Below are 21,945 nucleotides of genomic sequence, written 5' to 3'. Positions count from 1 at the left end.
AATACAGTTCTTTAACAATCAACATTACGGATAATTATGATTTTTTTGAACACAGCACAGATTATCTTTAAATAGAATAAAGAATCAGAAAAAACGAAAAAAATGTTTTTGGAAAGTGGTATTTTGAGACCGAATAAGATTCTGCTGAAAAGCGTGGTATTAGAATTTTAAACTAAATTTAAATAGCTTTCTATTTTTAATTCTAATGTTAAAAATAGGAAAAAAACTATTAACTTATAATTTTTTTATAAAAAAAATCTTATGATTTTTAAAACTCATGCAGTCTGAAAATATCCTAAGAAATTAAAAATGGAATCAATAGCCCCGATGGCAGCAAGTATCCTTTTATTCCGTCCCGAAACTTCGGGATGGAATAAAAGATACTGCGTACAGCGGGTGTAGGTATTCTTATAAAACGGGGATGTTGTGCTTCTAAAAAAACTAATCTTGAATTGCCTTGATTCTGGAAACCATTAGTGCAATGAAGAATCCAAAAATACCAATGAAGGCGAATGAAAATCGCAAACTAAATGCCTCGGCTATGTAACCAATTATGGGTGGGCCCATTAAAAACCCAAGGAAACTTACGCTGGAAACAGCTGTTAAGGCTTCGCCTGTTGGGATAGTTGGATGTTTCCCTGCGATGCTATAAAGGGTTGGTATAATAGTTGAAACTCCTAATCCCACAAACATAAAAGCAATGGTTGACGGAATTATGAACGGGAAAAATACAGCGGTAAATAACCCTACCGAAATCATACAACCGCTAATTTGCATCACTTTTTTTCGTCCAAATTTATGACTCAAGCCATCTCCAAAAAATCGACCACTTGCCATCATAATCATAAAAGAAGTATATCCCAAAATCACCAATGGTCCGGGCGCTTTGACAACATCTTTGAAATAAACGCCGCTCCAGTCAAACATGACTCCTTCGCTGGCCATGCAACAAAAACCAATTACTCCTAACCAAATCAGTGTGGTATCTGGTTTTGTAAATAATTTTTTCTTTTCGGTTTTGACGATTTCTTTGGCTTTTATCAGGAATTTGAAATTAAGAGCAACCAACAAAAGTACGATTGCCGCAACAATTAAAAAATGTTGGTATGGCGTAAGCTCTAATGCTAACATTGCCAATCCTACCAAAGCACCAGTAAATCCTGCTAAACTCCACATGCCATGAAAAGAGGACATGATAGTTCTTTTGAAAAGTCCCTCAGTATAAACCCCTTGAGTGTTAACAGATATATTTGAAAAATTACCGAATATTCCAAACACAAATAAACCTAAAGACAGTTGCCATGTCTGAACAGCTAAACCGAGATTTATCAGACTAAATACATACCCTAATAATCCAATTATTAGCGTACGATGACTTCCGAAACGGGTTACTAATTTACCTGAAAAGGGCATTGCTGCCAGTTGTCCTAATGGTAATGCAAATAAAATACTGCCTAAATCGCCTTCACTTAAATGCAATGCCGTTTTAATATCTGGAATTCGGCTCGCCCAAGAAGCAAAACACAAACCCAAGCCAAAATAAAACAGCGATACAGCCCATCGAATTCTGTTCAAATAAGAAATCTTTGCGTCTTTATACGTTTTCTTGTATTTTCCCTTCGCTTTGAATCTGCCTAAAAAGTTTAAATCTATCAAAAGAATTAGTTTTAGAATTTCATAGTGTCAAAAGTACAAAAAGCAATCGTTCATCATGTCTAAACAATGCATTACGTCAAAAATATATCGTTATTGTTTATAAAAAAGAAGGGGATTTACTACAACTTAAAAAGTGATAACCGCAAATTTACCTATTCATCTGCAGGTTTTAAATTGGTGAATTTGCGGTTAGTTTTCACATTCATTGGTGAAACCTACAAATCAATTACTCGCTTTTGGACGCTACTTTGTATTGCCGCTTCAATAATTTGCATGACATGAACTCCATCTTGGGCTGTTACCGGCTCAGGTGTATCATTTGATATGGAATTGTAAACGCCATCAAAATAATCGTAATAATTACCTTGAAGTGTTTCCACTTTGACGTTAAAGATGTCGTTATCAATTTCAGTATGCAAAGTGCCTTCTTTGCTCTTAGGTTCTTTCCCCCAAGTGTCGAGATTCGGTTTTTTTCCAAGTTTTAAATCGTCTTCCTGCACATCGCCGCGCGGTTTCAGGAAAGAACCTTTTTTTCCGTGAATCATAAAAGACGGAACGGCTTCTCTGACAAAAAAACTCGCTTTTAATCGGACACGGAAATCAGGGTAATACAACAAGATATCTATATAATCATCTACTAAAGAATGTTCTCTAGTAATTCTGATATCAGCAAAAACAGATTCAGGCAAACCAAATAAACACAAGGCCTGATCAATTAAATGCGGCCCTAAGTCCTTTAGAATTCCTGCTCCGGAATTGGCAGTTTCTTTATGCGATTTTGGACTCAGAAGAGGATTGTAGCGATCAAAATGGAATTCGGCTTCCACGATTTTTCCCAATTTTTTCTCTAAAATAATTTTCTGTACGGTTTTGAAATCGCTGTCCCATCTTCTGTTTTGAAAAACGGCCAGCTTTACTCCTCTTTCTTTTGCCAAAGCAGCTAATTCCTGTGCTTGGGCAACGGTAGTGGTAAATGCTTTTTCAACAATGGCATGTTTTCCGGCAAGCAATACTTTTTTGGCATATTCATAATGCGTATCCACAGGCGTATTTACTATCACCAAATCGACATCGTCTTCGAGCAAAGCTTCCATTGTGGCATAACTTTTAACCGATGGGTAATCTTCCCGTATTAATTTTTTACTTCTTTCCCATGAACCAATCAGTTCAAATCCTGGGTGAAATGATATAAACGGAGCGTGGAATACTTTTCCAGACATTCCGTAGGAAAGTAAAGCTGTTCTTATTTTTTGCATGTGCTGTTTTTTTTTAGTCGAACACGAATTTATAACTTTTAATTTAAAACTCACACGAACTTACATTCCTTAGGTGGTTAAATTTTGAACCATATTAAGGAATGTAAGTTCATTGAAGAAATAGCAGAATAATTGCTAATTAATTTTTGCTTTAAAATTTGGTAAAAAATAATTCGTGTTAATTTGTGAAATTCTATCTAACTCTTTTCAAATGTTTGGTTAAGAATTCGAAATAGTATTATGGTTTATAAAATCTGCTGAATCTGCAAAATCTGCGTGCTAAAAATTTTCATGCAGATTTTGCAGATTCAGCAGATTAGTGTAATAGAAAATTTATTTTTTATTGTCCTCTTTGATAAACACATTTCATCACTGCGTATTTTCAGAGTTCGCAACTCTTTATCAAAGTCCAACCACTTTCTTTAAATTTCGTGTTTGCATTTTATTTAATTTTTGCTCTTTCATATTGTTTTGGCCATTGAATATCTACCTGAAGTTCCTGGGCGAATGTCAATCCTAAATTAGGGTTTCTAAGTGATTCTCTTGCAAACAAAACCAAATCTGCTTTTCCGGTTGCAATTATTTCTTCCGCTTGACCGGATGCTGTGATTAAACCTACGGCACCTGTCATTATTGCAGTTTCTTTTTTTATTCTTTCCGCAAAAGGAACTTGGTAACTAGGCCCTAACGGAATTTGTTGGTGTGACACCAATCCACCCGAAGAAACATCAATTAAATCTACTCCTTTTTCTTTTAGTATTTTCGAAAGCTGTACTGATTCTTCGATGTTCCAACCGCCTTCCGCCCAATCCGTAGCAGAAATTCTAACAAACAAGGGCAAGTTTTCTGGCCATTCCGATTGCACTGCTTCCACAATATCTAACGTAAAACGGATTCGGTTTTCGAAACTTCCGCCGTATTCGTCCGTTCTAAAATTTGACAAAGGCGAAAGAAACTGATCCAACAAATATCCGTGAGCTGCATGAATTTCCAGTACTTGAAAACCCGCTTGAACGGCTCTTTTAGCAGTCGCTTTAAAATCGGAAATTACTTTTTGAATTCCTAATTTGTCTAACGCGATTGGTGCTTTTTCATTATCATGATACGCGACAGCACTTGGCGCTACAGTATCCCAACCGCCTTGGCTTTCATCTAATTTTCTGCCCCCTTCCCAAGGTGCAGCTGCACTTGCTTTTCTTCCGGCATGCGCCAATTGGATTCCGGGAATTGAATTTTGACTCACAATAAAACGATTAATCGCTTGCATTTTTTCAATTTGTTCGTCTTTCCAAAGTCCCAAATCACCAGGAGAAATTCTACCTTCGGGAGAAACCGCAGTCGCTTCCTGAATAATTAATCCTGCACCTCCACTAGCACGACTTCCCAGATGTACGAGATGCCAGTCATTGGCAAAACCATCAGTTGCCGAATATTGGCACATGGGTGAAATAACAATTCTGTTTTTAAGGGTGGTGTTTTTTATTTGAAGTGGTGAAAATAACTGTGCTGCCATTTGTATGAAGTTTAATTTAAAAATGATTTTCTAAGAAAGTAGTCCGACAGGATTTGTTTGAAAAAAGCATATACTCCTTATTTTTAAACCTATAAGAAATGGAAGTTCATTTAAGTTTTAGTTTCCATTATGGCTTATGTGAACTTCCATTTCTTATATGGTTTAAATTATACTTTACTGTTTCACAACATTTCCTGAAAAAGTAAAGTTACGGGACATAACCGAAAGGAAAAATTGAAATTTAATTAATTAACAAACATTTAAAACGGTATGGAACAATTATTGTAAATTAAACAAATAGAAAACCTTACTTTTGTAAGTTGTAAAAGAACTAAAATTAAAAAATGGACATAGTTATCAAGCTTTCTCAATTTTTATTGAGCTTATCATTACTTATTATACTTCACGAATTAGGACATTTTATTCCTGCAAAATTATTTAAAACCAGAGTCGAAAAATTTTATTTGTTTTTTGATGTTAAATATTCCCTTCTAAAAAAGAAAATTGGCGAAACTGAATACGGTATCGGTTGGTTGCCTTTGGGTGGTTATGTGAAAATTTCCGGAATGATTGACGAGAGCATGGACAAGGAACAAATGGCTTTACCACCTCAACCATGGGAATTTCGTTCTAAACCGGCTTGGCAACGTTTGATTATTATGCTTGGCGGTGTTACTGTGAATTTCATTTTGGCATTCATTATTTACATCGGAATGGCATTTGCTTATGGCGATACCTATATTGCTAACTCCGATTTGAAAGACGGTCTTTTGATCGAAAATAAAGCCATGCAAAATGCAGGTTTCAAAACGGGCGACAGAATCCTATCGATAGATGGCGAAAAAGTAGAACGTTTTGACAATGACATCAATGCCAAGGTGGTGATGGGAAAACAAGTTCTTATTGAAAGAAATGGAACTGAGCAGTCTATAACAATTCCAAATGATTTTGTGGATCAATTATCAAAACAAGAAAAAGCACCATTAGTGTCTATCAGAATGCCATTTGTTATTGGAGCCGTAGCTGCAGATTCTAAAAATACTGCGTTACAACCCAAAGATATTGTTATTGCACTTAATGGTCAAACAACGAAATACTTTGACCAGGCCAAAACAGTTTTGGAAAACAATAAAAACAAAACCATTAACGCTACTGTTTTAAGAAATCAAAAAGAAGTACAAGTGCCCGTTACCGTTTCCAAAGATGGAAAACTAGGGGTACAAATTGGAGGTTTAGGAATGGCTTCACTTGAAAAATTAGGATACTATAAAGTAAGCAAACAAGAGTTTGGACTTTTAGAATCAATCCCTGTAGGATTAACAAAAGGAAAAGACCAATTAGTAGGGTACGGAAAACAACTGAAAATGATTTTCAGTCCAAGTACCGGTGCTTACAAACAAGTAGGTGGATTTAAAGCTATATTTGACATTTTTCCTAATACTTGGAGCTGGGAAGTTTTCTGGACGATTACCGCTTTGTTATCAATTATGCTTGGTGTAATGAACTTATTGCCTATTCCAGCACTTGATGGTGGCCATGTGATGTTTTTATTATATGAAATTGTTAGTGGTAAAAAACCAAGTGATAAATTCTTAGAGAATGCACAAATGGTTGGTTTCGTATTACTTATAACACTGTTACTATTTGCTAATGGAAACGACATTTACAAGGCAATTCTTGGGAAGTAAAAAAAAATAAAAAAAATTTTATTTTTGCTTGCAGAAATCAAATTAAGCCCTATCTTTGCACCGCTTTACAAGTGAAACAAACCTCACTAATAAGCACACAAAAACGTTCATTCCTTACCAGAATAAAAATATACAGTTTCCTTCTTAGCTCAGTTGGTTAGAGCATCTGACTGTTAATCAGAGGGTCCTTGGTTCGAGCCCAAGAGAGGGAGCTTTTTAAAAAGACTTTACAGTGATGTAAGGTCTTTTTTGTTTTAAGGCTATAATGAAATCAGCACTTCACGTTGTTTTATTGAAAAATGGATATTTTGTCATTTGACAACTTTGACAGGTTTTTTGATAAAAAAAGGTACCCATTGCGGTACCCATCGAAAATCTCGAGGTACCCATTTTAAAATTCCAAATTGTTATGCCAATTGTTTAACTCAAAATCAATTGGAAACATGCACCAAGAAAAAATCACAATTCTGTTTGTAATTAGCGCAAACAAAACTAATCAAAAGGGATTATGCCCTCTTAATTGTAGAATCACTCTCAACAAAGAACGCAAACAATTTACTACAGGACTTTTTGTAAACCCAAACTACTGGGAAAATAAACTTCAAAAAGTAAACGCTCAAGATGCCAACTACAAATTTATTAACGCTCAAATTGAGCAAATTCAAATCAAGATAAACAACATCGCATTAGTTTTTCAACTACAAGGCGCAGATTGCACTCTTGATAACATCTATAATAAATATATTGGTGTAGAAATCAAAAAGAAGGAGTATGTCCTCTCCTATTACAAAAAGTATCTTTCCAAAATTAAAAAACTCGTAGGTTTAGAAATTAAAGACAACACCTATAATAAATTCGTTTATGTGGGAAACCATTTGGAAGCATTCCTGAAATGGAAATTTAAAAAAGTGGATTACCCTCTAGAAGAATTGAGCCTACAGTTTCTGGATGATTTTGACTACTATTTAAAGACCGAGAAGAAACAAGAGCAAATCACTATCAACAAAACCATTCAAAGGCTTAGAAAGCCTATTAAACAAGCCATTTCAGAAGGCTATTTAGATAGAGATCCATTTATACTTCACAAGTCCAAAACAGTCCGTAAAACCGTTATATTTCTTACTACAGAAGAACTTAAAACCCTTGAAGAAGCCGTAGTGCAACAAAAAAGATTAAGCACTATTCAAGACTTATTCATTTTCTGTTGTTACACAGGATTAGCATATAATGAAATGTCAAATCTTGAGAAACAGAATATCCAAATAGGTTTTGACGATGTTAATTGGATTCAGATGAAACGTGAAAAAACACAGCGTCAAATCTCCATTCCAATTCTGCCTAAAGCACAAGAAATCATTGATAAATATTCAAATGCCAATAATCTCGTGTTCCCATCTATAAGTAATCAGAAATTCAACTCTTATCTCAAAGAGATTGCAGATATAACAGGAATTGAAAAACGGCTTACTCACCACATTGCAAGGAAAACGTTTGCGTCTACTGTTCTGCTTTTTAACGATGTTCCAATGGAAATTGTATCAGAACTACTGGGTCATTCCAATATGGTGATTACACAAGAAAGTTACGGGAAGGTAGTGCAGAAGAAAGTTAGTGAAGCAATGAAAAATCTTAAAGATAAATTGAAATAATATAAATGAGTCTAAGAATAAGTTTTAGGCTCATTTTTCATCTAAAATATTTATTCCTTCAAAAATTTCATTTACATCTTTTCCTAAAGCAAAACAAAATCTCAATAATAAATTAACAGTCATTCTTTGTTCATTCCTAAATACTCTTCTCACAGTAGTTTCTGAACATAGTGCAATTCTGGCAAACTCAGATTTATTCCCATTGAATTTTACAAGGAACTCTTTGTATATTCTTTTGACTAATTCAAGTTCTATCTGTTCTAGATGCTTCTGCATTGAACAAAGAAAACAAATGACTAAATCAAAATTACTTTCACTACTCGACTTATAAGTCGAAAATTATTTTAGATTTGCAAAACAACAGTCTTATAAAAACTAACAAACCCATAAAATATGAAAAAAACAATACTTCTTGCACTGGTACTTTTAATATGTTTTTCTTGCCAGACAAACAGAACGATTATCCCAACAATACAAGGAAGCTTAAGACAAGATTTTAGGTTACGTAAACCGATAATAATTTCCTTCAGGGATTCTCGAAAAACAACAGAAAACAGTCAACAAGTAATTGAATCTTTACAAAATGGACTGAAAGCAATATATGGCAACAACATTACTTTCAAATCATACTTTGACAAAACAGATGATAATAGTGTAGCTATTAAAATTAACATCAAAGAAATTGGTGCGAAATTTGGAATAAGGAGTATTCAATACCAAACCTATACCAATCAAATTACTGCAGTTAGCAGTAGCGTTTCAACATATTGGGGGAGTGCTGTGTCAACTGCGATGGTTTCGCAACCATTAATTCAAAATAATACTACTGCTCAAGGTTACTGGATTGGAACCAGTTATTTAGACATTTCTCTGGTTGATAACTTGCATTCGGAAAAGAAAATTTATGAATTTCCGTTTGTTGGCGAGGATATGAAGAATAATACTTTGGGATATAAATCTGCAAGTATTGCAGCACAAAATTCGTGGGACAAAGTATCTTCACGTTTTTTAGATTTAATAGACTCTATTGCAATGAAAATTATCGAGAGTGAGTAAAAAATTGTTTCCCTGACAAAAGATGAATTGGTAGTGGTAAATCAATACAATGATGACGAATTAAAATATTTTAAACGATTGTAAATAAAAAATATTTGATTACGGTAAACCGTAAAACAAATCAAATTCAATAAATTAAATTTGACTAGAATTCACAATAGTTAGTTTGCATCAAAAACAAAGAATTCAGAAACATCAATTTCTAAGGCTTTGGAAATAGCATATAAAGTTGTAATAGAGGTATTAATAACACCTCTTTCAATTCTGCTGATTTGAGAAATTTCAACACCAAGTTCATTTGCAAGCTGTTCTTGGGTTAATCCTTTTGCTAAACGAAGTTGTCGAAGATTTCCACCAAAACTAATTAATATGCTTTTTTTATCTTGATTATCCACGAAATAAAATTCGTTGAATAAACTAATTATGAAGTAGGCATATTTGCTTATATTTGAAAAACTTTTAAAAAATAAATATTTAAAACGATATGATAAAACAATATGCACAGGCTTTTTTTATTCTTTTCACAACAGTTGTTTTCTCTCAACAGAAACCCGACTATGAACTTATTGAAAAAAATATTAAAGATGAAAATTCTGAATATTATTACACTTCCTTATTGGAAAGATATAGAAAAGGTGATAAATCAATGACATTAAAACAATGTGAACACTTATATTATGGTTTTGCTTTTCAAGATAATTTTAAAAATTTTCGGTATAAGTCATTGACAGATAGTATAGCAAAGTATGAAAAAAATGAAGATAAATTAGACTCTAAAAATATTTTAAAACAATTAGAGTTTAGAAATCAAATATTAGAAAAAAGTCCATTTGATGTTAATCATATATGGGGAAAAATAAACAACCTCGATTTACTAAAAAGACAAAATGAGATTAATATTTGTTTTAATCAATTAGATATAATGCATAATGTGGTCAGGAATTCTGGTGATGGATTAACAAAAGAAACGGCATATTACATTAATAATGTACAATTTGAGTGGTTCTTAATTAATTTATTGGACCTAAAAGCCACTAAAAATCCGGAGACAATTGATGAAATTTACGAGTATATTTTATTGGAAAAAAACGATAAAAACATTAATGGTCTATATTTTAATGTTGAAAAGGTACAATATACAATTGAATATCAAAATTAAAAAATACAGTTAATCAGCCATTTAACTAAATTATTATGAAATTATTCTTCCTCTTGTTTCTATTTATTCCATTAGACGAAATTAAAAAATCGCCATCTGACTTTGAAAATGAGCTAAATTACATTGTTAAAGATTTCAGAGAAGATATAATGGACGAATATAAGTGTAAAAAATTAATGAACAATGCAGGTTCTATTTCTGATGAAATTGAAGAAGAATTAAAGGAAACAAATAAGTACACTTCCTATGAAATTAGCCAACTAAGAGAGCTAAAAACTAAAGCTGATGCTTTACAATCTTATATTGGAGGTGTTGGAAGTTGTGCAAGTGCTATGTTTCCATCTTTTAAGGAATTTGAAATAGCAAATCAAATGGTACTTGGATCCGTTACCTATGTTAATCAAGGAAAATTTTGTGTGGATTTTATTTCTGTCGCAATAGGAAATTATGTCGTTTATGTGGCTAAAAACGACACTTCAACAAATTATATGGTAAAATACAATTGGAAAAATAATACTGGAACTTCAAAAGGAAATGGAACTATGGGACTTCCTGAAAAAACAGTCAGGAGCATTTACAACAATAGAAGTAATCAAACACAAAATAGAATTACGATTCTGGGAGTTACTTGTACTTCAATTTGAATATTGTAAAATTTTAATTTAAGAAAACATAAAAACAGAGAGGCTGAAAACTGAATATAGTAAGCAAAAACAAAAATACATACAAAATGAAAAAAATAATTTTTACCCTAACATTTTTATTGGCAACAATTGCAAGTTTTAGCCAAAATTTGACTCAAAAATACAATAGCTATTTAGAGCGAACTGAATTTTATGATTCATCTGGGAAAATGGTTGCATATGCTAAAGAAAACGCTTATCTAAACAGAACAGAATATTATGATTCTTATGGCAAACTTATTAAATATGAAACAAACAATCAATATTTAAACAGAACAGAAACTTACGATTCCTCTGGCAAACAACAAGGATATGAAAAGAATAACTCTTACTTAAATCAAAACGAAACATACAATCAATCTGGTCAACAACAGTTAACAAAAAAATGGAATGAATATTTAAAACGATATGAGGTTTATGATTCTTTTGGTAAAATGAGAGGCTATTATACATACAATAGTTATTTAAAACAATGGGATTACACAAGCGCTTCATACTAAATAAAATAAACCTTAAAAATAATTATATGAAAATCATCATCAACATACTTGCTTTATCACTAAGCATTTATTCATTAAGTGCTCAAAATTTTAAAACAGATTACACAAAAAGTTATATTTCCAAAAATTGTGGTGAAGAGAAATTTGCATTCACCTTTTATAATAATACCTTATTCCGGACCGATTCATATTATAACACTTCAATTAAAGTCCCCTCAAAAAGACAACTTACAGATTTTGATAATAGTGGTTTTTATTATGAAATGTGGTTACCTACTTTTTATTTAGAATTGTACGGCATAAATGAGTATAATAAAGTGCCGCAATTTAATTATAAAGTATGCTTTGATAAAAAAGGAGGTGATTTATTATACATCTTTGAATCAGGGGCAAATTCAGGAATAGATTCAGGTAAATTTTACTTTACTTTAAAAGGTCGTAATATATTTTGTACTGATTAGAAATCAGAATCTATATAATGAAAAGGCTATTTATGAAACTGTTATTATACATTGGTGCACTTAGCTGAATTTAACTATGGTCTTATATTTGAAAATTAGTGGTTGATGCGAAAACTCGAATTTTTAATCCCAAAACCTATTGTGATCAAACCGTTAGAGATAATATTAAAAAATAACAGGAAACTAATATGAATTTTACATCTAATCAGAAAAAATTTATTGATTCCCTTTTAGCCCAATTAAATTTTAATCAAATTGTAAAGTTTGATACTGATAAATTTAAAACACAATATTTTAATCAATTTCTATCGGCTTACAAAACATTTAAAAATTTAGCGAATTGTGAATACTCAATGATACTGTATAACAATGTGGAAAGAATATTTCAGTCTAAATTAATTTTATAATAGAAACTAATGAGTGAAAATAATAATAGTAAGAATGCTTTAGGATGTATTTTAATAATTGTATGTATGGTTGTATCAATACTAATTTGCCAGCCAGTGATTAGCATACTTGGAGATGGAGCTTATCCGATAATTGTAATTGTTGGTGTATTATTAGGTAAATTTTTATCGAAAGTGTTTTTTAAAGAAAATGATGAATAAAGCTAAATACCAGCCACTAACCGCTTGGCAATATTGCGTGATTAGGCTTAATTTAAAGATGGTTTTATACTTGAAAAATTTAAATTTAATAGAACTAAAAAATCAAAAAAAATCAATACTATGGCAGAGGTTTTAAAAGCAAACTGTAGAATTTGCAATTACCAAACAAGTTTTAGATATGGAGGAGGGAGATTCGATTTTCAAACTTTTAATCCAGTACCAGCGTATGACAAAACTACTGAAGAATTGGAAAGTGTAAATTACAAGTTAGAAAAAGATAATCCAGATTACATTTTTTACACAGATGAACAACTCAAAGGAGACAATGAAGGAAAATACATTTTTCAAAATTTTGATTTGAAGTTGAATCAGGTGAATAACTACTGTCCTAAATGTAAGAATTACAGCTTGGATTTTAGGAGTTATATGTTTTGTTAACGCTCAAATCAACTTCACTAAAAGACAAAGTATTTTACCTCCTTATTAAGGCAAAACTGTTTAATAAATTATGTGTCATAATGAAAAGTTGTTCAGTTATTTTAATAATTATTCTAACAATATTTATGATAAAAAGCTTGATTTAAAAACAATTACACCTTTTCCTAAAAAACAAAATTCTACCCTTTAAACACATATATTAGTTCACGAAATAATATGGACTTACCAATGGAAGTGTACACCAAAGAAATCATACTAAACAAACTCATTGAATCTTGCTTAAGTTTTGATGCAAAGCTTTTTAAACCCTATTTACAATCTGAAATAGTTATTACGGATGCTCCAGATAAAAAAAAATTCTATTGGTTTTTTAAAAAAATGCTGATAACCGCTAAGTCTAATTCAGTTGATCCAATGAGTTTTAAGATTGAAACGCCAAATTGGGAGGATGAAGAAAATATGAAACATTATAACTTATATGATAGTGTTCATAAGCATTCAAGGCTATGCATAAGGGTTAAAGAAACTGAAAATCAAGTTTACTTAGATACGATGCCATTTTAAAAAATCCAATTATGACTCCAGAACAAAAAATTCTCATCGAACAACTTTTAGAAATGGGTGATGTTACCTACATCAAAAGTGATTCAAGTCGTAACGAACTAATCGTGAAAGCCATTTCTGAAATGGATCTGGAACAGCTTGAAATCTTGACTGAAAATTATTTAAGTGAGGATAAAAGAGAAGAATTCTTAGAAGATATTAATTCAAAATTTAACAAATTCAAAGAAAACAACGACACTCATTTAATAGCCCATAGTGGAAGTTGTAATGCTTATCATTGTAATATAGGTGCTAGTGGTTATACATTTATAGGTAACAATTCCAATACCTATTGCGATATTATTTTTGAAAATGAAAATGGAGTTTGTACAGATATTTGTTTATGTCTAAAGTTTAAAGTTGATGACATATTCATCAATAAAGTTCGAGAAAAAGAATTAGACTCCTGCCGTTTTACAGATGAAGAACTAGATGATTTGCCATTTTAAATTTTACTATAATAACAATTACTACAAGGTTCTACACTATAAAGTTGAGCCTTTTTTAATTTTTTTTAATTTTTTTTTGGTCGAATAAATGAACTAACAGAAAAGGCATCCCCACTTGATTCAAATTTTGGGATATACCCGCCCAGTGACATTTGGATATTTAAAAATACGACATCCAAATTATTGCTGATTTTAATTCATTTGTTTAATCCTATAAATTACTAAAAACTATGGTTACAATTACAGATTACAAGGCATTCCAAAAAGAAAATGGAGAAAAATTTTATTCACTTGTTGTTCAAGGTGGAGTTGAAGCTGTTAAAAGTAAAGAAAGTGGAAGAACTTATCTTACTGCAAAAACCACAAATCTTGCGTGTACATTTAACGAAATTACGTGTAAGTCATTAATTGGCACTCAACTTCCTGGACAGATTAGAAAAGTTGAAGTTGACCCTTACGACTATACTGATCGAACAACAGGAGAAATTGTAGAAATGACTCATCGTTATGAATATTTATCCGATGAAGACGCTATCATTAATGATAACGTTGTTAAACCAGAAGAGGTGTACTAAAACAGCTCAAAACTAGACAACATAATTAAGGAACTTCAGCAATGGGGTTCCTTTTTTTATTTTAAAAATGTATGTCATATAACTTTTTAATTAATACTTAATAATAAAAAATTATGAAATTACAAATTGCTCAAAGACATCAAGTAAAATTAAGAATTGGATTATCTGGTCCTAGTGGGTTTGGTAAAACCTATTCAGCCTTATTAATGGCGTATGGAATGACCAACGACTGGAAGAAGATTGCATTGATAGATACAGAGAACAACTCTGCAAGTCTTTACTCTCATTTGGGAAATTTCAATGTATTGTCATTAGGGGAACCTTTTATGCCTGAACGCTATATTAAAGCCATCCAAGTATGTGAAGAAGCAGACATTTCTGTAATAATCATTGACAGTATCAGCCACGAATGGCAATCAAAAGGAGGATGTTTAGAAATACACGAACAATTAGGCGGAAGATTCCAAGACTGGGCTAAAGTTACTCCTAGACATAACGCTTTTATAGATGCCATTATTCTATCTAAATGCCACATCATTACTACCAGCAGAAGAAAGGTAGATTATAGCATCGATAAAGGTTCTGATGGTAAAACCAAAGTGAGTAAACTAGGAATGAAAGAGATTACAAGAGAAGGATTCGAGTATGAACTTACAGTAAACTTTGAATTCCTGAATGATAATCATCTTGTGCAATCATCTAAAGACAGAACTGGATTATTTTCTGGAAAACCAGAATTTATCATCAACTCTAGTACTGGGAAACGTTTAATAGAATGGAGCAATGACGGCATTTCTATAGATGAAATTAAAAACGAAATCAATTCCTGTACAACCGACGAGAGTTTAAAAATAATTTATGCTCAATATCCGCATTTAAGTAAGGAACTATATCCAATAATCGTAGCACGTAAAGAAGCATTAGAAGGTCTTAACAATCAGATTATCTCAAACGAACAAATTATTCAACAACCTAATCCACAAGAAAATGAATTTAGTATTAAATAATCCAATCCATCAAGTAATAGATGAGGAAGAAATCATAGTATTTCCAAAAAGAAACTTTATTGAAGCAAATACTGTACAAGTAGATTTAGAGCATCTCAAATCGGAATGCATTATTCCTGTATTTGCTAAAGACAACGAATCAACTATTAGCCATTTTGAATTTATCAAAAGTACTAAAGAAGTTGTCGAAGAAATTTTAGACTATAAAGGTGTTTTAAAGCCTGAAATAAGGGTAAGTCATCAAATTAAAGGTAGAATTCCTTCTGCTGTTGCAAAGCCTGCAAAAGAATTGTTAGAGCACGAAAAGACATTGTATTACGAACGTATGGCTTTTGTAATTGAAATACCTGAAATTAGTGAAATTATCAATGGAAACAGACTCAATTTAACCATTGGAGGAGTGAGAAGTTACAACCAAGAAAACCTTTTCAGTAAAAAATCGCTTGAACGTTTCAAAATTTTCGTAGGCTTTCAAAATACCGTATGCACTAATCTTTGTATAAGTACTGATGGACTCAAAGAAGATCTACGTGTCAGTTCTATTTTGGAATTAAAAGCCAAGATTTTCGAGCTGATTAACAACTATAAAAAGAAGGAGCATTTAATAAATTTGGAAAAAATGTTTCAATATTCATTAACAGAAATCCAGTTTGCTCATTTGATTGGCAAGATGAAATTGTTTCCTTACTTAAGTAAAGAAGAAAAACAGACGTTATTTCCATTAGCGATAAATGATACCCAGTTGAATATTATCATAAGGGATTACCATACTGATGCTCATTTTTCTAAATCTAAAGATGGGACTATCAACTTCTGGAACATTTACAATTTGGCAACTGAAAGTTGTAAGTCAAATTATATCGACAGTAATTTAGAACGGAACGTCAATGCATATGGGTTTATACAAAACCTCCTGAATTCCATTGAAAATCAAATTCCGAACTACTTCCTCCATTAATATATCATAGCTTTTAGTAGCATTTATTACACCAAATAACGTCTAAAAAATAGAGTTAATTACATTAAAAAATGACAAAAAAAGAGCTGGCAGAGCTGTTAAAATACAGTTCTCCAAAAGAAATCTATGTTATTACGTGGAAAAACACCTTAATAAAACTGTATTGTCCATTTGAAGTACAGGTTTTACAAGACATCGGTACACTCAAAACAGGACAATTTGTGTTTGTAGATGAAATTAAAGTCACAATTGAGTTGAAAACGGTGTTTATAATTGACACTAAAGCGTATTACTATTATCATTTTGAGATACTGGTATAGTTAAACAAGCAGTTATGCTGTATTTTGTATAATCAAACTTTTGAGACGGTTCTGCTTTAACAAAAAACCACTGAAAAAGTATTTAGCTAAGTTAAAATGGGTAGCTTAAAATCATTAGATTGCGTTACCCTTTTTTTAATAAATAACTTGTCAAAGTTGACGTCAACTTTTTTCTATGATTTTTATCCCTTCCATACTAGATTTTAAGAATGAAGATACTTTTTTAGATCTAAAAAACAGATTTTTAAATTACGATGAAAGATCACCAAGTCTAACACCAGAATTATTATTGTCAAGTATAAAGCAAACGGATTTTGAAATAATATATAAACGAATGACCAGTTATGAGGATCAGACATATCATACTATTTATTTCTACAAAGATTTTTTACCCAAAAAAATTCCATTTATAGCTGACCAAGAAATTAGAAATATTAATTTAGAAATAGAAAAATCATTTAAATATAAATCATCAGAATGTAAATTATATTTGGACGAAAAACTAAAAGTGTTAAAGGAACTAAATTTAATTCTTTCTAAAACTGAATTTGTAAAAGAAGATTTAAAGGTGCTTCTTCTGAATGAAAATGAGAAAATAATTGAATTTATTTACAGTCACGAAATATGGAATAACGTTATTAATCATTCTAATAAAATTAAACTAAGATTATCTAGATCAGAAATTATTTGTCTGTTTTTTTTATTAAAACAAAAGGGATTAACCGAAAGTAAGTATGATAATGAATTAGGAAAACTTATCGAAAATTCATTTGAATATTATAGTGAAAATGATGATTCTTACAAAGAAATTAAATTGGCAAATAAACTGTTAGCCAGTTTTAAAAATGGAGACAAATCAATAACTACTGCTGCTGAAAGTCTTAAAAACCTATTATCTGACGAAGATCTCTACACATTAAAACAATAACTCATTGATTTACAGTTGGTACAAAATAATTGCCCCTGTTAAAACTTTTTGTTGCTTTTACCTTTACACCGTTGTTAGAGCAAATGTACTCCAAACAACTGTGGCGAGTTCTTCTCCACTATTTTAAGAAGAGCAGGTTTAAAAAACAAATATGAATAAAAAAGAAGAAAAAAAAGAAATCTTTTGGACAGAAAACGAAGCTCCAAAGATACTACAAGTGGGATTATTAGACTTCCTAGCTTCAAGAGGCTATGTTAGGGTCGAAATCGAAGAAAACAACTATGTCTTAGCTAAAATGACTAACAATAGGTTAAGTCTAGCAACTGAAGGGCAAATGGCAAATGAAGTTAAAAACTACCTTTTAGAAAATAAAAAACTTGAGGTTTTAGAAGTATTCGTTAAGGGGGTTGGAAGTTATATTACATCTAAAAAAATGGATTTGCTTCCCTCAATTGAAAACATAAATGATCGAGACGATATGAAAAGTTCGAGATTTTATTTTAAAAATTGTTATTGCGAAATAAATAAAGATGGAATATTCTATTGTGATTATTCAATTCTAGAAAATCCGATTTGGGAAGATAGAATTAAACAAAAATCATTTACTTACCCTTCGGAGAAGGGACAGTTTGAGATATTCTGTGAGAATATCACAGGAAAAAACACCGAAAGGTTATTAGCCTTAAAAAGCATTTTAGGGTATTTATTGCATCGTAACAAAGAAGTTGGGGAACCTAAAGCAATTATCCTTTACGATGAGAAAATGGGACAAAATAACCAAGCTCACGGCGGTACTGGAAAAACACTTTTGTCAACGGCATTGAAAGAATGTCGAGAAGTAGTAATTTTTGATGCAAAGGATATAAAACAGGGTAGTTGGTTTAAAAATCAAAGAGTAGAGCTAACCACAGATCTGATAGTCTATGACGATTTAAAACGGGATTATAGTTTCGAAAACTTCTTTCCAATGATTACATCTGATATTGAAGTGGAGCGTAAACGAGAAAAAGCTTTCCATATTGATTCCAAAAACTCCCCTAAATTATTAATCACCGCAAATTACTACGTTTCAGGTCCTGGAGGTCCTTCTGATGAAAGACGTAGACATGAATTTGAAGTTAATAATTATTATAATCAAAATTTCACTCCTGAAATGGAATTTGGAAATCGATTTTTTGGTTCTCAATGGGACGAAGATGAATGGAGTAAATTTTACCATTTTATGATGAGTTGTTGCCAATCATATTTGCAATACGGGTTATACAAAGTACCACACATTAATTTAGCCAACAACAAATTCTTAGATGGATTGAATGAGCAGTTTGTAACCTATGCCGATGCCTATGTGCAAAATGACACGTCAATAGACAAAAGACAATTTGAAAGCGATTTCAAGGTTTTATATCCTGAAATGGAAGAAACATCTCCACACAAAATCAACAAATGGCTAAGTATATATGCCAGTAAAAAAGGAGTTGATTTTTCAACAAATTCTTCAGGCGGAAAATATACTTTTATTTTAAACTCCAATACCATTCAAAATGAAATATAGTATAATCTACAAAGCAGTAAACACAATTACTGACGAGGTTTATATTGGTGCAACTACCAAAAGTATTGAGGAACGTAAAGAAGACCACATACAAAAAGCTAATAAAAAAGTTGGCAGTTATTTTCAAGAAGCAATCGGGACTTATGGTCCCGAAGCTTTCACTTGGGAAGCTATTGATACCGCTTGTAATAATGATGAATTAGCAGCCAAGGAAATTAAATATATTTTGGAGAACAATGCTGTTGAGGATGGTTACAATTCCGATCACGGCGGAGGATTCAGAAAAACAGTTTATCAATATAATTTAGATGGCACTCCAATTAATTCATTTAAAGATTTAACTTCCGCAGCAACATCAGTAAATGCAACAAAAAAGTCTATAAGCAAAGCTTGTTGGAATGTAAACCATACTTTAAAAGGATACTTATGGAGTTATGAATATAAAGAAAAATTTATTCCAGACTCTGATAATAGAAAAAAAGAGGTTTTACAATATAATCTAAATGGTAATTTATTAGCTCAATACATTTCCGTAGCAGAGGCTAGTAGAAAATCAGGATTAAGCAAAACCTGCATCTCTAGATGTTGTCGTAAAGAAAGAGATCAAAGCGGCGGATTTATTTGGAAATATTCCTAAAATTAAAGGCGGTGTAAAAACCGTCTTTTTTTATTTAATATCACTAAAACTGGGTATTGCAATCAAAGTAATTTACTTGTTCCTTTACAATTGTAGTATTCAATTAATAACTTGTATTGTTATAATTACGCTTTACGGGAAACCGTAAAGTAATACTAATTCCTTCAAATATATTTGTAAGTATTATTTTAATCGTTTAAAACCAAAATCAAACTATTATGAAAAAAATCAACACACTGTTATTACTACTTATTTCTGTCTTTTGTTTTGCACAAAATGAAGAATCTTCTACAAGAAAATTCATAGACAAGGCACAATTCACCCAAATCAGCAAAGACTGGAGTACCATCGCAGAATTCAACTCAGGTATTGGTGAGTATGTAAAGTTTTATCCTATTGAAGTGATTAACTTGAAAACGAAGGAAAAAGAAAACGCTTTGCAATTAGACATGTATATTAAAAAACCAGAAGTTTTTAAGACAGCTTGGGTAGGATTAGACGAAATAGATGAGTTTATAAGTTTTATTGAAACCAATGTAATACCTAATTTAGACTTGAAATTTAAAAAGAAATCAACGGAGTACATTTTTAAAGCGAAAGAAATGACCTTTTCATATCTGGTTGATGAAAAAGAAAAGAAAATCTCCATTAGCTTGAATAATTATGAAAAAGAAGGACAGTTGAACTATTATTTCTGGACAGAAACTCAAGTCAGCAAAATTCCAGATTTATTAGAGGTTCTAAAGAAAATAAAATAACAGTCCCTAATTAAAATCACACCACATGAAAAGAATATTTATCTTTTTACTCTTTTGTTTTTCATTAACAAACTATTCTCAAAATCTCAGCTTAGAGGAACTGATAAGTCTTAGAAAAAATGACATTGCTAATGTAGAAGAATATCTCTCGCTAAAAGGCTGGACATTTTTATCAAGTGAAGAGGGAGATAATGAGAGCCTAAGTGGTGTTGCCTTCGCCTATAAAAAAGAGGAATATAGCGACGATGCAGAATCATTCTTCCACTATTACCGTTCGGATTCTACTGATGTAAGAAGGATAAATTTACAAATATTCAATACTTCAAAATATAATTCCTATTTAACGAGAATTAAATCATTTGGTTGTAAATTAATCGACAGTGGCGTTTTTGATGGCGAAATCAAAAAAACATATCAAGGAGCTACCACAACATTTATGATTACAATTAAAAATCGCAAAGATGAAGATAGCGAATCAACTGAGACAATATACCATATAGCAATTATAGATAATTCAGATTATTTCTTAAGTTTTTCAGAATCAGAATAAGATCTTAATCTGCTTTTAATAAGCACTACTATACTGCTATGGCATAAAAAAAAATAAACTAATTAAATAAAAAAAAATGAAATTATATATACTTATTTCAGCATTTTTAATGCTCTCATTTTCAAAAGAAAATAAAAATTCAAATGACTATGATTCTCAACTTACTCAAATTGTATATGAGTTTAAAACGAATATTATGGATAAAAATAAATGTGAAGATCTGAAAAGAAAAGCATATTATTTGTCTGATGAAATTCAAAAAACAATTGATGATGATCAAAACTCAGAGTATGAAGAAAAAAAATTAGTACAATTAAAGAAGGAAGTAAAAGCTGTAGAAGAATTTATAGGAACCGTTGGTAATAGTGGAAACAATATGTTTGTAAAAATGGATTTGATTTATTTAGCCAATAGTAGAATAAACAGTTCTATAGCAACCGTTGTAAAAGATAAATTTTGCGCTGAGATAATAACAATTTCATTAAATGGATACGTAGCTACACTTGCTTCAAATGATTCATCTAATAATTATACCGTTTCTTATAAATGGAAATTATCAAATGCTACAAATACAGGAAATGGCACTATGGGTTTGCCTAGTAAATCTATTAGACATATCTATGATAACAGAAGTAACCCAGCATCAAAAAGAATAACTATTATTAGTGTATCTTGTAAGAGTCTTTAAATAGGAATAATAAAAAAGGCATACAATTCGGTAACATAAAAAAGTAAAACAACGTAAAGTCTTGGTTTTACTGCTTGTCACACTCCTTGGTTCGAGCCCAAGAGAGGGAGCTTTTTAAAAAGACTTTACAGTGATGGAGGCCACTGAAAAACTTCGCTTATTTTGATTAGAGTCGTTTTTTAGACAATAAAAAAACGCTTGTAACAGGATTTTTAAACATCCGTTATAAGCGTTTTTCTTTTTGTAACTGTTT

25 protein-coding genes and 1 tRNA gene are annotated in these 21,945 nt (G+C 31.4%); 22 read left to right on the top strand and 4 right to left on the bottom strand.

What is annotated here, in order from left to right; translation table 11 throughout:
* Positions 1 to 441 precede the first annotated feature (441 nt).
* The 3 genes from ACM55F_RS00130 to ACM55F_RS00120 all read right to left on the bottom strand — a co-directional run bounded on the left by ACM55F_RS00130 (position 442) and on the right by ACM55F_RS00120 (position 4,425).
* Positions 442 to 1,656, bottom strand: coding sequence for an MFS transporter (locus ACM55F_RS00130; RefSeq protein ID WP_416851654.1), 1,215 nt, complete (start codon positions 1,654 to 1,656; stop codon positions 442 to 444).
* A gap of 215 nt (positions 1,657 to 1,871) precedes the next feature.
* Positions 1,872 to 2,912, bottom strand: a complete 1,041-nt coding sequence (locus ACM55F_RS00125) for a Gfo/Idh/MocA family oxidoreductase (RefSeq protein ID WP_416851653.1) — start codon at positions 2,910 to 2,912, stop codon at positions 1,872 to 1,874.
* Positions 2,913 to 3,354: 442 nt separating this feature from the next.
* Positions 3,355 to 4,425, bottom strand: coding sequence for an NADH:flavin oxidoreductase/NADH oxidase (locus tag ACM55F_RS00120; protein WP_416851652.1), 1,071 nt, complete (start codon positions 4,423 to 4,425; stop codon positions 3,355 to 3,357).
* Positions 4,426 to 4,769: 344 nt separating this feature from the next.
* On the opposite strand from ACM55F_RS00120, the gene rseP reads away from it, so the two are divergent.
* From rseP to ACM55F_RS00100, 4 genes are all read left to right on the top strand, one after another.
* Positions 4,770 to 6,113: an RIP metalloprotease RseP gene (gene rseP, locus ACM55F_RS00115; protein ID WP_416851651.1), complete on the top strand. Its 1,344-nt coding sequence runs from the start codon at positions 4,770 to 4,772 to the stop codon at positions 6,111 to 6,113.
* Between the two features lie 138 nt (positions 6,114 to 6,251).
* Positions 6,252 to 6,325: transfer RNA gene (locus tag ACM55F_RS00110), tRNA-Asn, on the top strand.
* A gap of 231 nt (positions 6,326 to 6,556) precedes the next feature.
* A complete protein-coding gene (locus tag ACM55F_RS00105; protein WP_416851650.1) occupies positions 6,557 to 7,762 on the top strand; it encodes a tyrosine-type recombinase/integrase in 1,206 nt (401 codons plus the stop codon).
* A 393-nt stretch (positions 7,763 to 8,155) separates the two neighbouring features.
* Positions 8,156 to 8,818 (top strand): hypothetical protein, encoded by a 663-nt coding sequence (locus ACM55F_RS00100; RefSeq protein ID WP_416851649.1) that lies wholly within the window; start codon positions 8,156 to 8,158, stop codon positions 8,816 to 8,818.
* Positions 8,819 to 8,979: 161 nt separating this feature from the next.
* Here ACM55F_RS00100 and ACM55F_RS00095 read toward each other — a convergent pair whose 3' ends face one another.
* The gene (locus tag ACM55F_RS00095) at positions 8,980 to 9,213 is read right to left on the bottom strand and encodes a helix-turn-helix domain-containing protein (protein WP_416851648.1); all 234 of its coding nucleotides are present in this window, start codon (positions 9,211 to 9,213) and stop codon (positions 8,980 to 8,982) included.
* 89 nt (positions 9,214 to 9,302) lie between these two features.
* Between ACM55F_RS00095 and ACM55F_RS00090 the strand changes: the two genes are divergently transcribed.
* The 18 genes from ACM55F_RS00090 to ACM55F_RS00005 all read left to right on the top strand — a co-directional run bounded on the left by ACM55F_RS00090 (position 9,303) and on the right by ACM55F_RS00005 (position 21,692).
* Positions 9,303 to 9,977, top strand: a complete 675-nt coding sequence (locus tag ACM55F_RS00090) for a DUF4919 domain-containing protein (protein ID WP_144064488.1) — start codon at positions 9,303 to 9,305, stop codon at positions 9,975 to 9,977.
* Positions 9,978 to 10,012: 35 nt separating this feature from the next.
* Positions 10,013 to 10,621 carry a hypothetical protein gene (locus ACM55F_RS00085; RefSeq protein ID WP_416851647.1) on the top strand — a complete coding sequence of 203 codons (609 nt, stop codon included), beginning with the start codon at positions 10,013 to 10,015 and terminating at the stop codon, positions 10,619 to 10,621.
* A gap of 86 nt (positions 10,622 to 10,707) precedes the next feature.
* Entirely contained in the window at positions 10,708 to 11,160 is a 453-nt protein-coding gene (locus tag ACM55F_RS00080) for a hypothetical protein (protein ID WP_416851646.1), read from the top strand.
* Positions 11,161 to 11,186: 26 nt separating this feature from the next.
* On the top strand, positions 11,187 to 11,621 hold the full coding sequence (locus ACM55F_RS00075; RefSeq protein WP_416851645.1) for a hypothetical protein: 435 nt from the start codon (positions 11,187 to 11,189) through the stop codon (positions 11,619 to 11,621).
* A 416-nt stretch (positions 11,622 to 12,037) separates the two neighbouring features.
* Positions 12,038 to 12,229 (top strand): hypothetical protein, encoded by a 192-nt coding sequence (locus ACM55F_RS00070; RefSeq protein ID WP_416851644.1) that lies wholly within the window; start codon positions 12,038 to 12,040, stop codon positions 12,227 to 12,229.
* A 120-nt stretch (positions 12,230 to 12,349) separates the two neighbouring features.
* Positions 12,350 to 12,667: a hypothetical protein gene (locus tag ACM55F_RS00065; RefSeq protein WP_416851643.1), complete on the top strand. Its 318-nt coding sequence runs from the start codon at positions 12,350 to 12,352 to the stop codon at positions 12,665 to 12,667.
* 216 nt (positions 12,668 to 12,883) lie between these two features.
* On the top strand, positions 12,884 to 13,231 hold the full coding sequence (locus ACM55F_RS00060) for a hypothetical protein (RefSeq protein WP_416851642.1): 348 nt from the start codon (positions 12,884 to 12,886) through the stop codon (positions 13,229 to 13,231).
* Between the two features lie 11 nt (positions 13,232 to 13,242).
* Positions 13,243 to 13,719 carry a hypothetical protein gene (locus ACM55F_RS00055; RefSeq protein ID WP_416851641.1) on the top strand — a complete coding sequence of 159 codons (477 nt, stop codon included), beginning with the start codon at positions 13,243 to 13,245 and terminating at the stop codon, positions 13,717 to 13,719.
* A 230-nt stretch (positions 13,720 to 13,949) separates the two neighbouring features.
* The gene (locus tag ACM55F_RS00050) at positions 13,950 to 14,294 is read left to right on the top strand and encodes a hypothetical protein (protein ID WP_416851640.1); all 345 of its coding nucleotides are present in this window, start codon (positions 13,950 to 13,952) and stop codon (positions 14,292 to 14,294) included.
* A gap of 113 nt (positions 14,295 to 14,407) precedes the next feature.
* Entirely contained in the window at positions 14,408 to 15,301 is an 894-nt protein-coding gene (locus tag ACM55F_RS00045; protein ID WP_144064496.1) for an AAA family ATPase, read from the top strand.
* Positions 15,282 to 16,259, top strand: coding sequence for a DUF3871 family protein (locus ACM55F_RS00040; protein WP_144064497.1), 978 nt, complete (start codon positions 15,282 to 15,284; stop codon positions 16,257 to 16,259). Before ACM55F_RS00045 ends, ACM55F_RS00040 begins: the two co-directional genes overlap by 20 nt.
* A gap of 71 nt (positions 16,260 to 16,330) precedes the next feature.
* A complete protein-coding gene (locus tag ACM55F_RS00035; protein WP_185963077.1) occupies positions 16,331 to 16,579 on the top strand; it encodes a hypothetical protein in 249 nt (82 codons plus the stop codon).
* Positions 16,580 to 16,754: 175 nt separating this feature from the next.
* Positions 16,755 to 17,507 carry a hypothetical protein gene (locus tag ACM55F_RS00030; protein WP_144064498.1) on the top strand — a complete coding sequence of 251 codons (753 nt, stop codon included), beginning with the start codon at positions 16,755 to 16,757 and terminating at the stop codon, positions 17,505 to 17,507.
* Positions 17,508 to 17,658: 151 nt separating this feature from the next.
* Complete coding sequence (locus ACM55F_RS00025) at positions 17,659 to 19,059, top strand: primase-helicase family protein (protein WP_144064499.1); 1,401 nt, start codon at positions 17,659 to 17,661, stop codon at positions 19,057 to 19,059.
* Positions 19,049 to 19,696, top strand: a complete 648-nt coding sequence (locus tag ACM55F_RS00020) for an NUMOD1 domain-containing DNA-binding protein (protein WP_144064500.1) — start codon at positions 19,049 to 19,051, stop codon at positions 19,694 to 19,696. The genes ACM55F_RS00025 and ACM55F_RS00020 overlap by 11 nt, the downstream gene beginning before the upstream one ends.
* A 218-nt stretch (positions 19,697 to 19,914) precedes the next feature.
* Positions 19,915 to 20,454 (top strand): hypothetical protein, encoded by a 540-nt coding sequence (locus tag ACM55F_RS00015; protein ID WP_143387080.1) that lies wholly within the window; start codon positions 19,915 to 19,917, stop codon positions 20,452 to 20,454.
* Positions 20,455 to 20,479: 25 nt separating this feature from the next.
* Entirely contained in the window at positions 20,480 to 21,004 is a 525-nt protein-coding gene (locus ACM55F_RS00010) for a hypothetical protein (protein WP_143387079.1), read from the top strand.
* A 76-nt stretch (positions 21,005 to 21,080) separates the two neighbouring features.
* On the top strand, positions 21,081 to 21,692 hold the full coding sequence (locus ACM55F_RS00005; protein WP_143387078.1) for a hypothetical protein: 612 nt from the start codon (positions 21,081 to 21,083) through the stop codon (positions 21,690 to 21,692).
* Positions 21,693 to 21,945 lie beyond the last annotated feature (253 nt).

The sequence above is a fragment of the Flavobacterium melibiosi genome (assembly GCF_048158545.1).
Taxonomy (GTDB): Bacteria; Bacteroidota; Bacteroidia; order Flavobacteriales; family Flavobacteriaceae; genus Flavobacterium; species Flavobacterium melibiosi.
Note: the sequence above shows the minus strand (reverse complement) of the source record. Positions and strands in the feature narration are given on the sequence as shown.

What these genes read in the sequence shown, in the direction of transcription:
- ACM55F_RS00060 (WP_416851642.1), top strand. Translation starts at nt 12,884, where the DNA reads ATGGACTTACCAATGGAAGTGTACACCAAAGAAATCATACTAAACAAA.
- ACM55F_RS00055 (WP_416851641.1), top strand. Translation starts at nt 13,243, where the DNA reads ATGACTCCAGAACAAAAAATTCTCATCGAACAACTTTTAGAAATGGGT.
- ACM55F_RS00105 (WP_416851650.1), top strand. Translation starts at nt 6,557, where the DNA reads ATGCACCAAGAAAAAATCACAATTCTGTTTGTAATTAGCGCAAACAAA.
- ACM55F_RS00015 (WP_143387080.1), top strand. Translation starts at nt 19,915, where the DNA reads ATGAAAAAAATCAACACACTGTTATTACTACTTATTTCTGTCTTTTGT.
- ACM55F_RS00075 (WP_416851645.1), top strand. Translation starts at nt 11,187, where the DNA reads ATGAAAATCATCATCAACATACTTGCTTTATCACTAAGCATTTATTCA.
- ACM55F_RS00040 (WP_144064497.1), top strand. Translation starts at nt 15,282, where the DNA reads ATGAATTTAGTATTAAATAATCCAATCCATCAAGTAATAGATGAGGAA.
- ACM55F_RS00030 (WP_144064498.1), top strand. Translation starts at nt 16,755, where the DNA reads ATGATTTTTATCCCTTCCATACTAGATTTTAAGAATGAAGATACTTTT.
- ACM55F_RS00065 (WP_416851643.1), top strand. Translation starts at nt 12,350, where the DNA reads ATGGCAGAGGTTTTAAAAGCAAACTGTAGAATTTGCAATTACCAAACA.
- ACM55F_RS00005 (WP_143387078.1), top strand. Translation starts at nt 21,081, where the DNA reads ATGAAATTATATATACTTATTTCAGCATTTTTAATGCTCTCATTTTCA.
- ACM55F_RS00090 (WP_144064488.1), top strand. Translation starts at nt 9,303, where the DNA reads ATGATAAAACAATATGCACAGGCTTTTTTTATTCTTTTCACAACAGTT.
- ACM55F_RS00125 (WP_416851653.1), bottom strand. Translation starts at nt 2,912, where the DNA reads ATGCAAAAAATAAGAACAGCTTTACTTTCCTACGGAATGTCTGGAAAA.
- ACM55F_RS00120 (WP_416851652.1), bottom strand. Translation starts at nt 4,425, where the DNA reads ATGGCAGCACAGTTATTTTCACCACTTCAAATAAAAAACACCACCCTT.
- ACM55F_RS00050 (WP_416851640.1), top strand. Translation starts at nt 13,950, where the DNA reads ATGGTTACAATTACAGATTACAAGGCATTCCAAAAAGAAAATGGAGAA.
- ACM55F_RS00100 (WP_416851649.1), top strand. Translation starts at nt 8,156, where the DNA reads ATGAAAAAAACAATACTTCTTGCACTGGTACTTTTAATATGTTTTTCT.
- ACM55F_RS00020 (WP_144064500.1), top strand. Translation starts at nt 19,049, where the DNA reads ATGAAATATAGTATAATCTACAAAGCAGTAAACACAATTACTGACGAG.
- ACM55F_RS00070 (WP_416851644.1), top strand. Translation starts at nt 12,038, where the DNA reads ATGAGTGAAAATAATAATAGTAAGAATGCTTTAGGATGTATTTTAATA.
- ACM55F_RS00035 (WP_185963077.1), top strand. Translation starts at nt 16,331, where the DNA reads ATGACAAAAAAAGAGCTGGCAGAGCTGTTAAAATACAGTTCTCCAAAA.
- ACM55F_RS00025 (WP_144064499.1), top strand. Translation starts at nt 17,659, where the DNA reads ATGAATAAAAAAGAAGAAAAAAAAGAAATCTTTTGGACAGAAAACGAA.
- rseP (WP_416851651.1), top strand. Translation starts at nt 4,770, where the DNA reads ATGGACATAGTTATCAAGCTTTCTCAATTTTTATTGAGCTTATCATTA.
- ACM55F_RS00080 (WP_416851646.1), top strand. Translation starts at nt 10,708, where the DNA reads ATGAAAAAAATAATTTTTACCCTAACATTTTTATTGGCAACAATTGCA.
- ACM55F_RS00085 (WP_416851647.1), top strand. Translation starts at nt 10,013, where the DNA reads ATGAAATTATTCTTCCTCTTGTTTCTATTTATTCCATTAGACGAAATT.
- ACM55F_RS00045 (WP_144064496.1), top strand. Translation starts at nt 14,408, where the DNA reads ATGAAATTACAAATTGCTCAAAGACATCAAGTAAAATTAAGAATTGGA.
- ACM55F_RS00010 (WP_143387079.1), top strand. Translation starts at nt 20,480, where the DNA reads ATGAAAAGAATATTTATCTTTTTACTCTTTTGTTTTTCATTAACAAAC.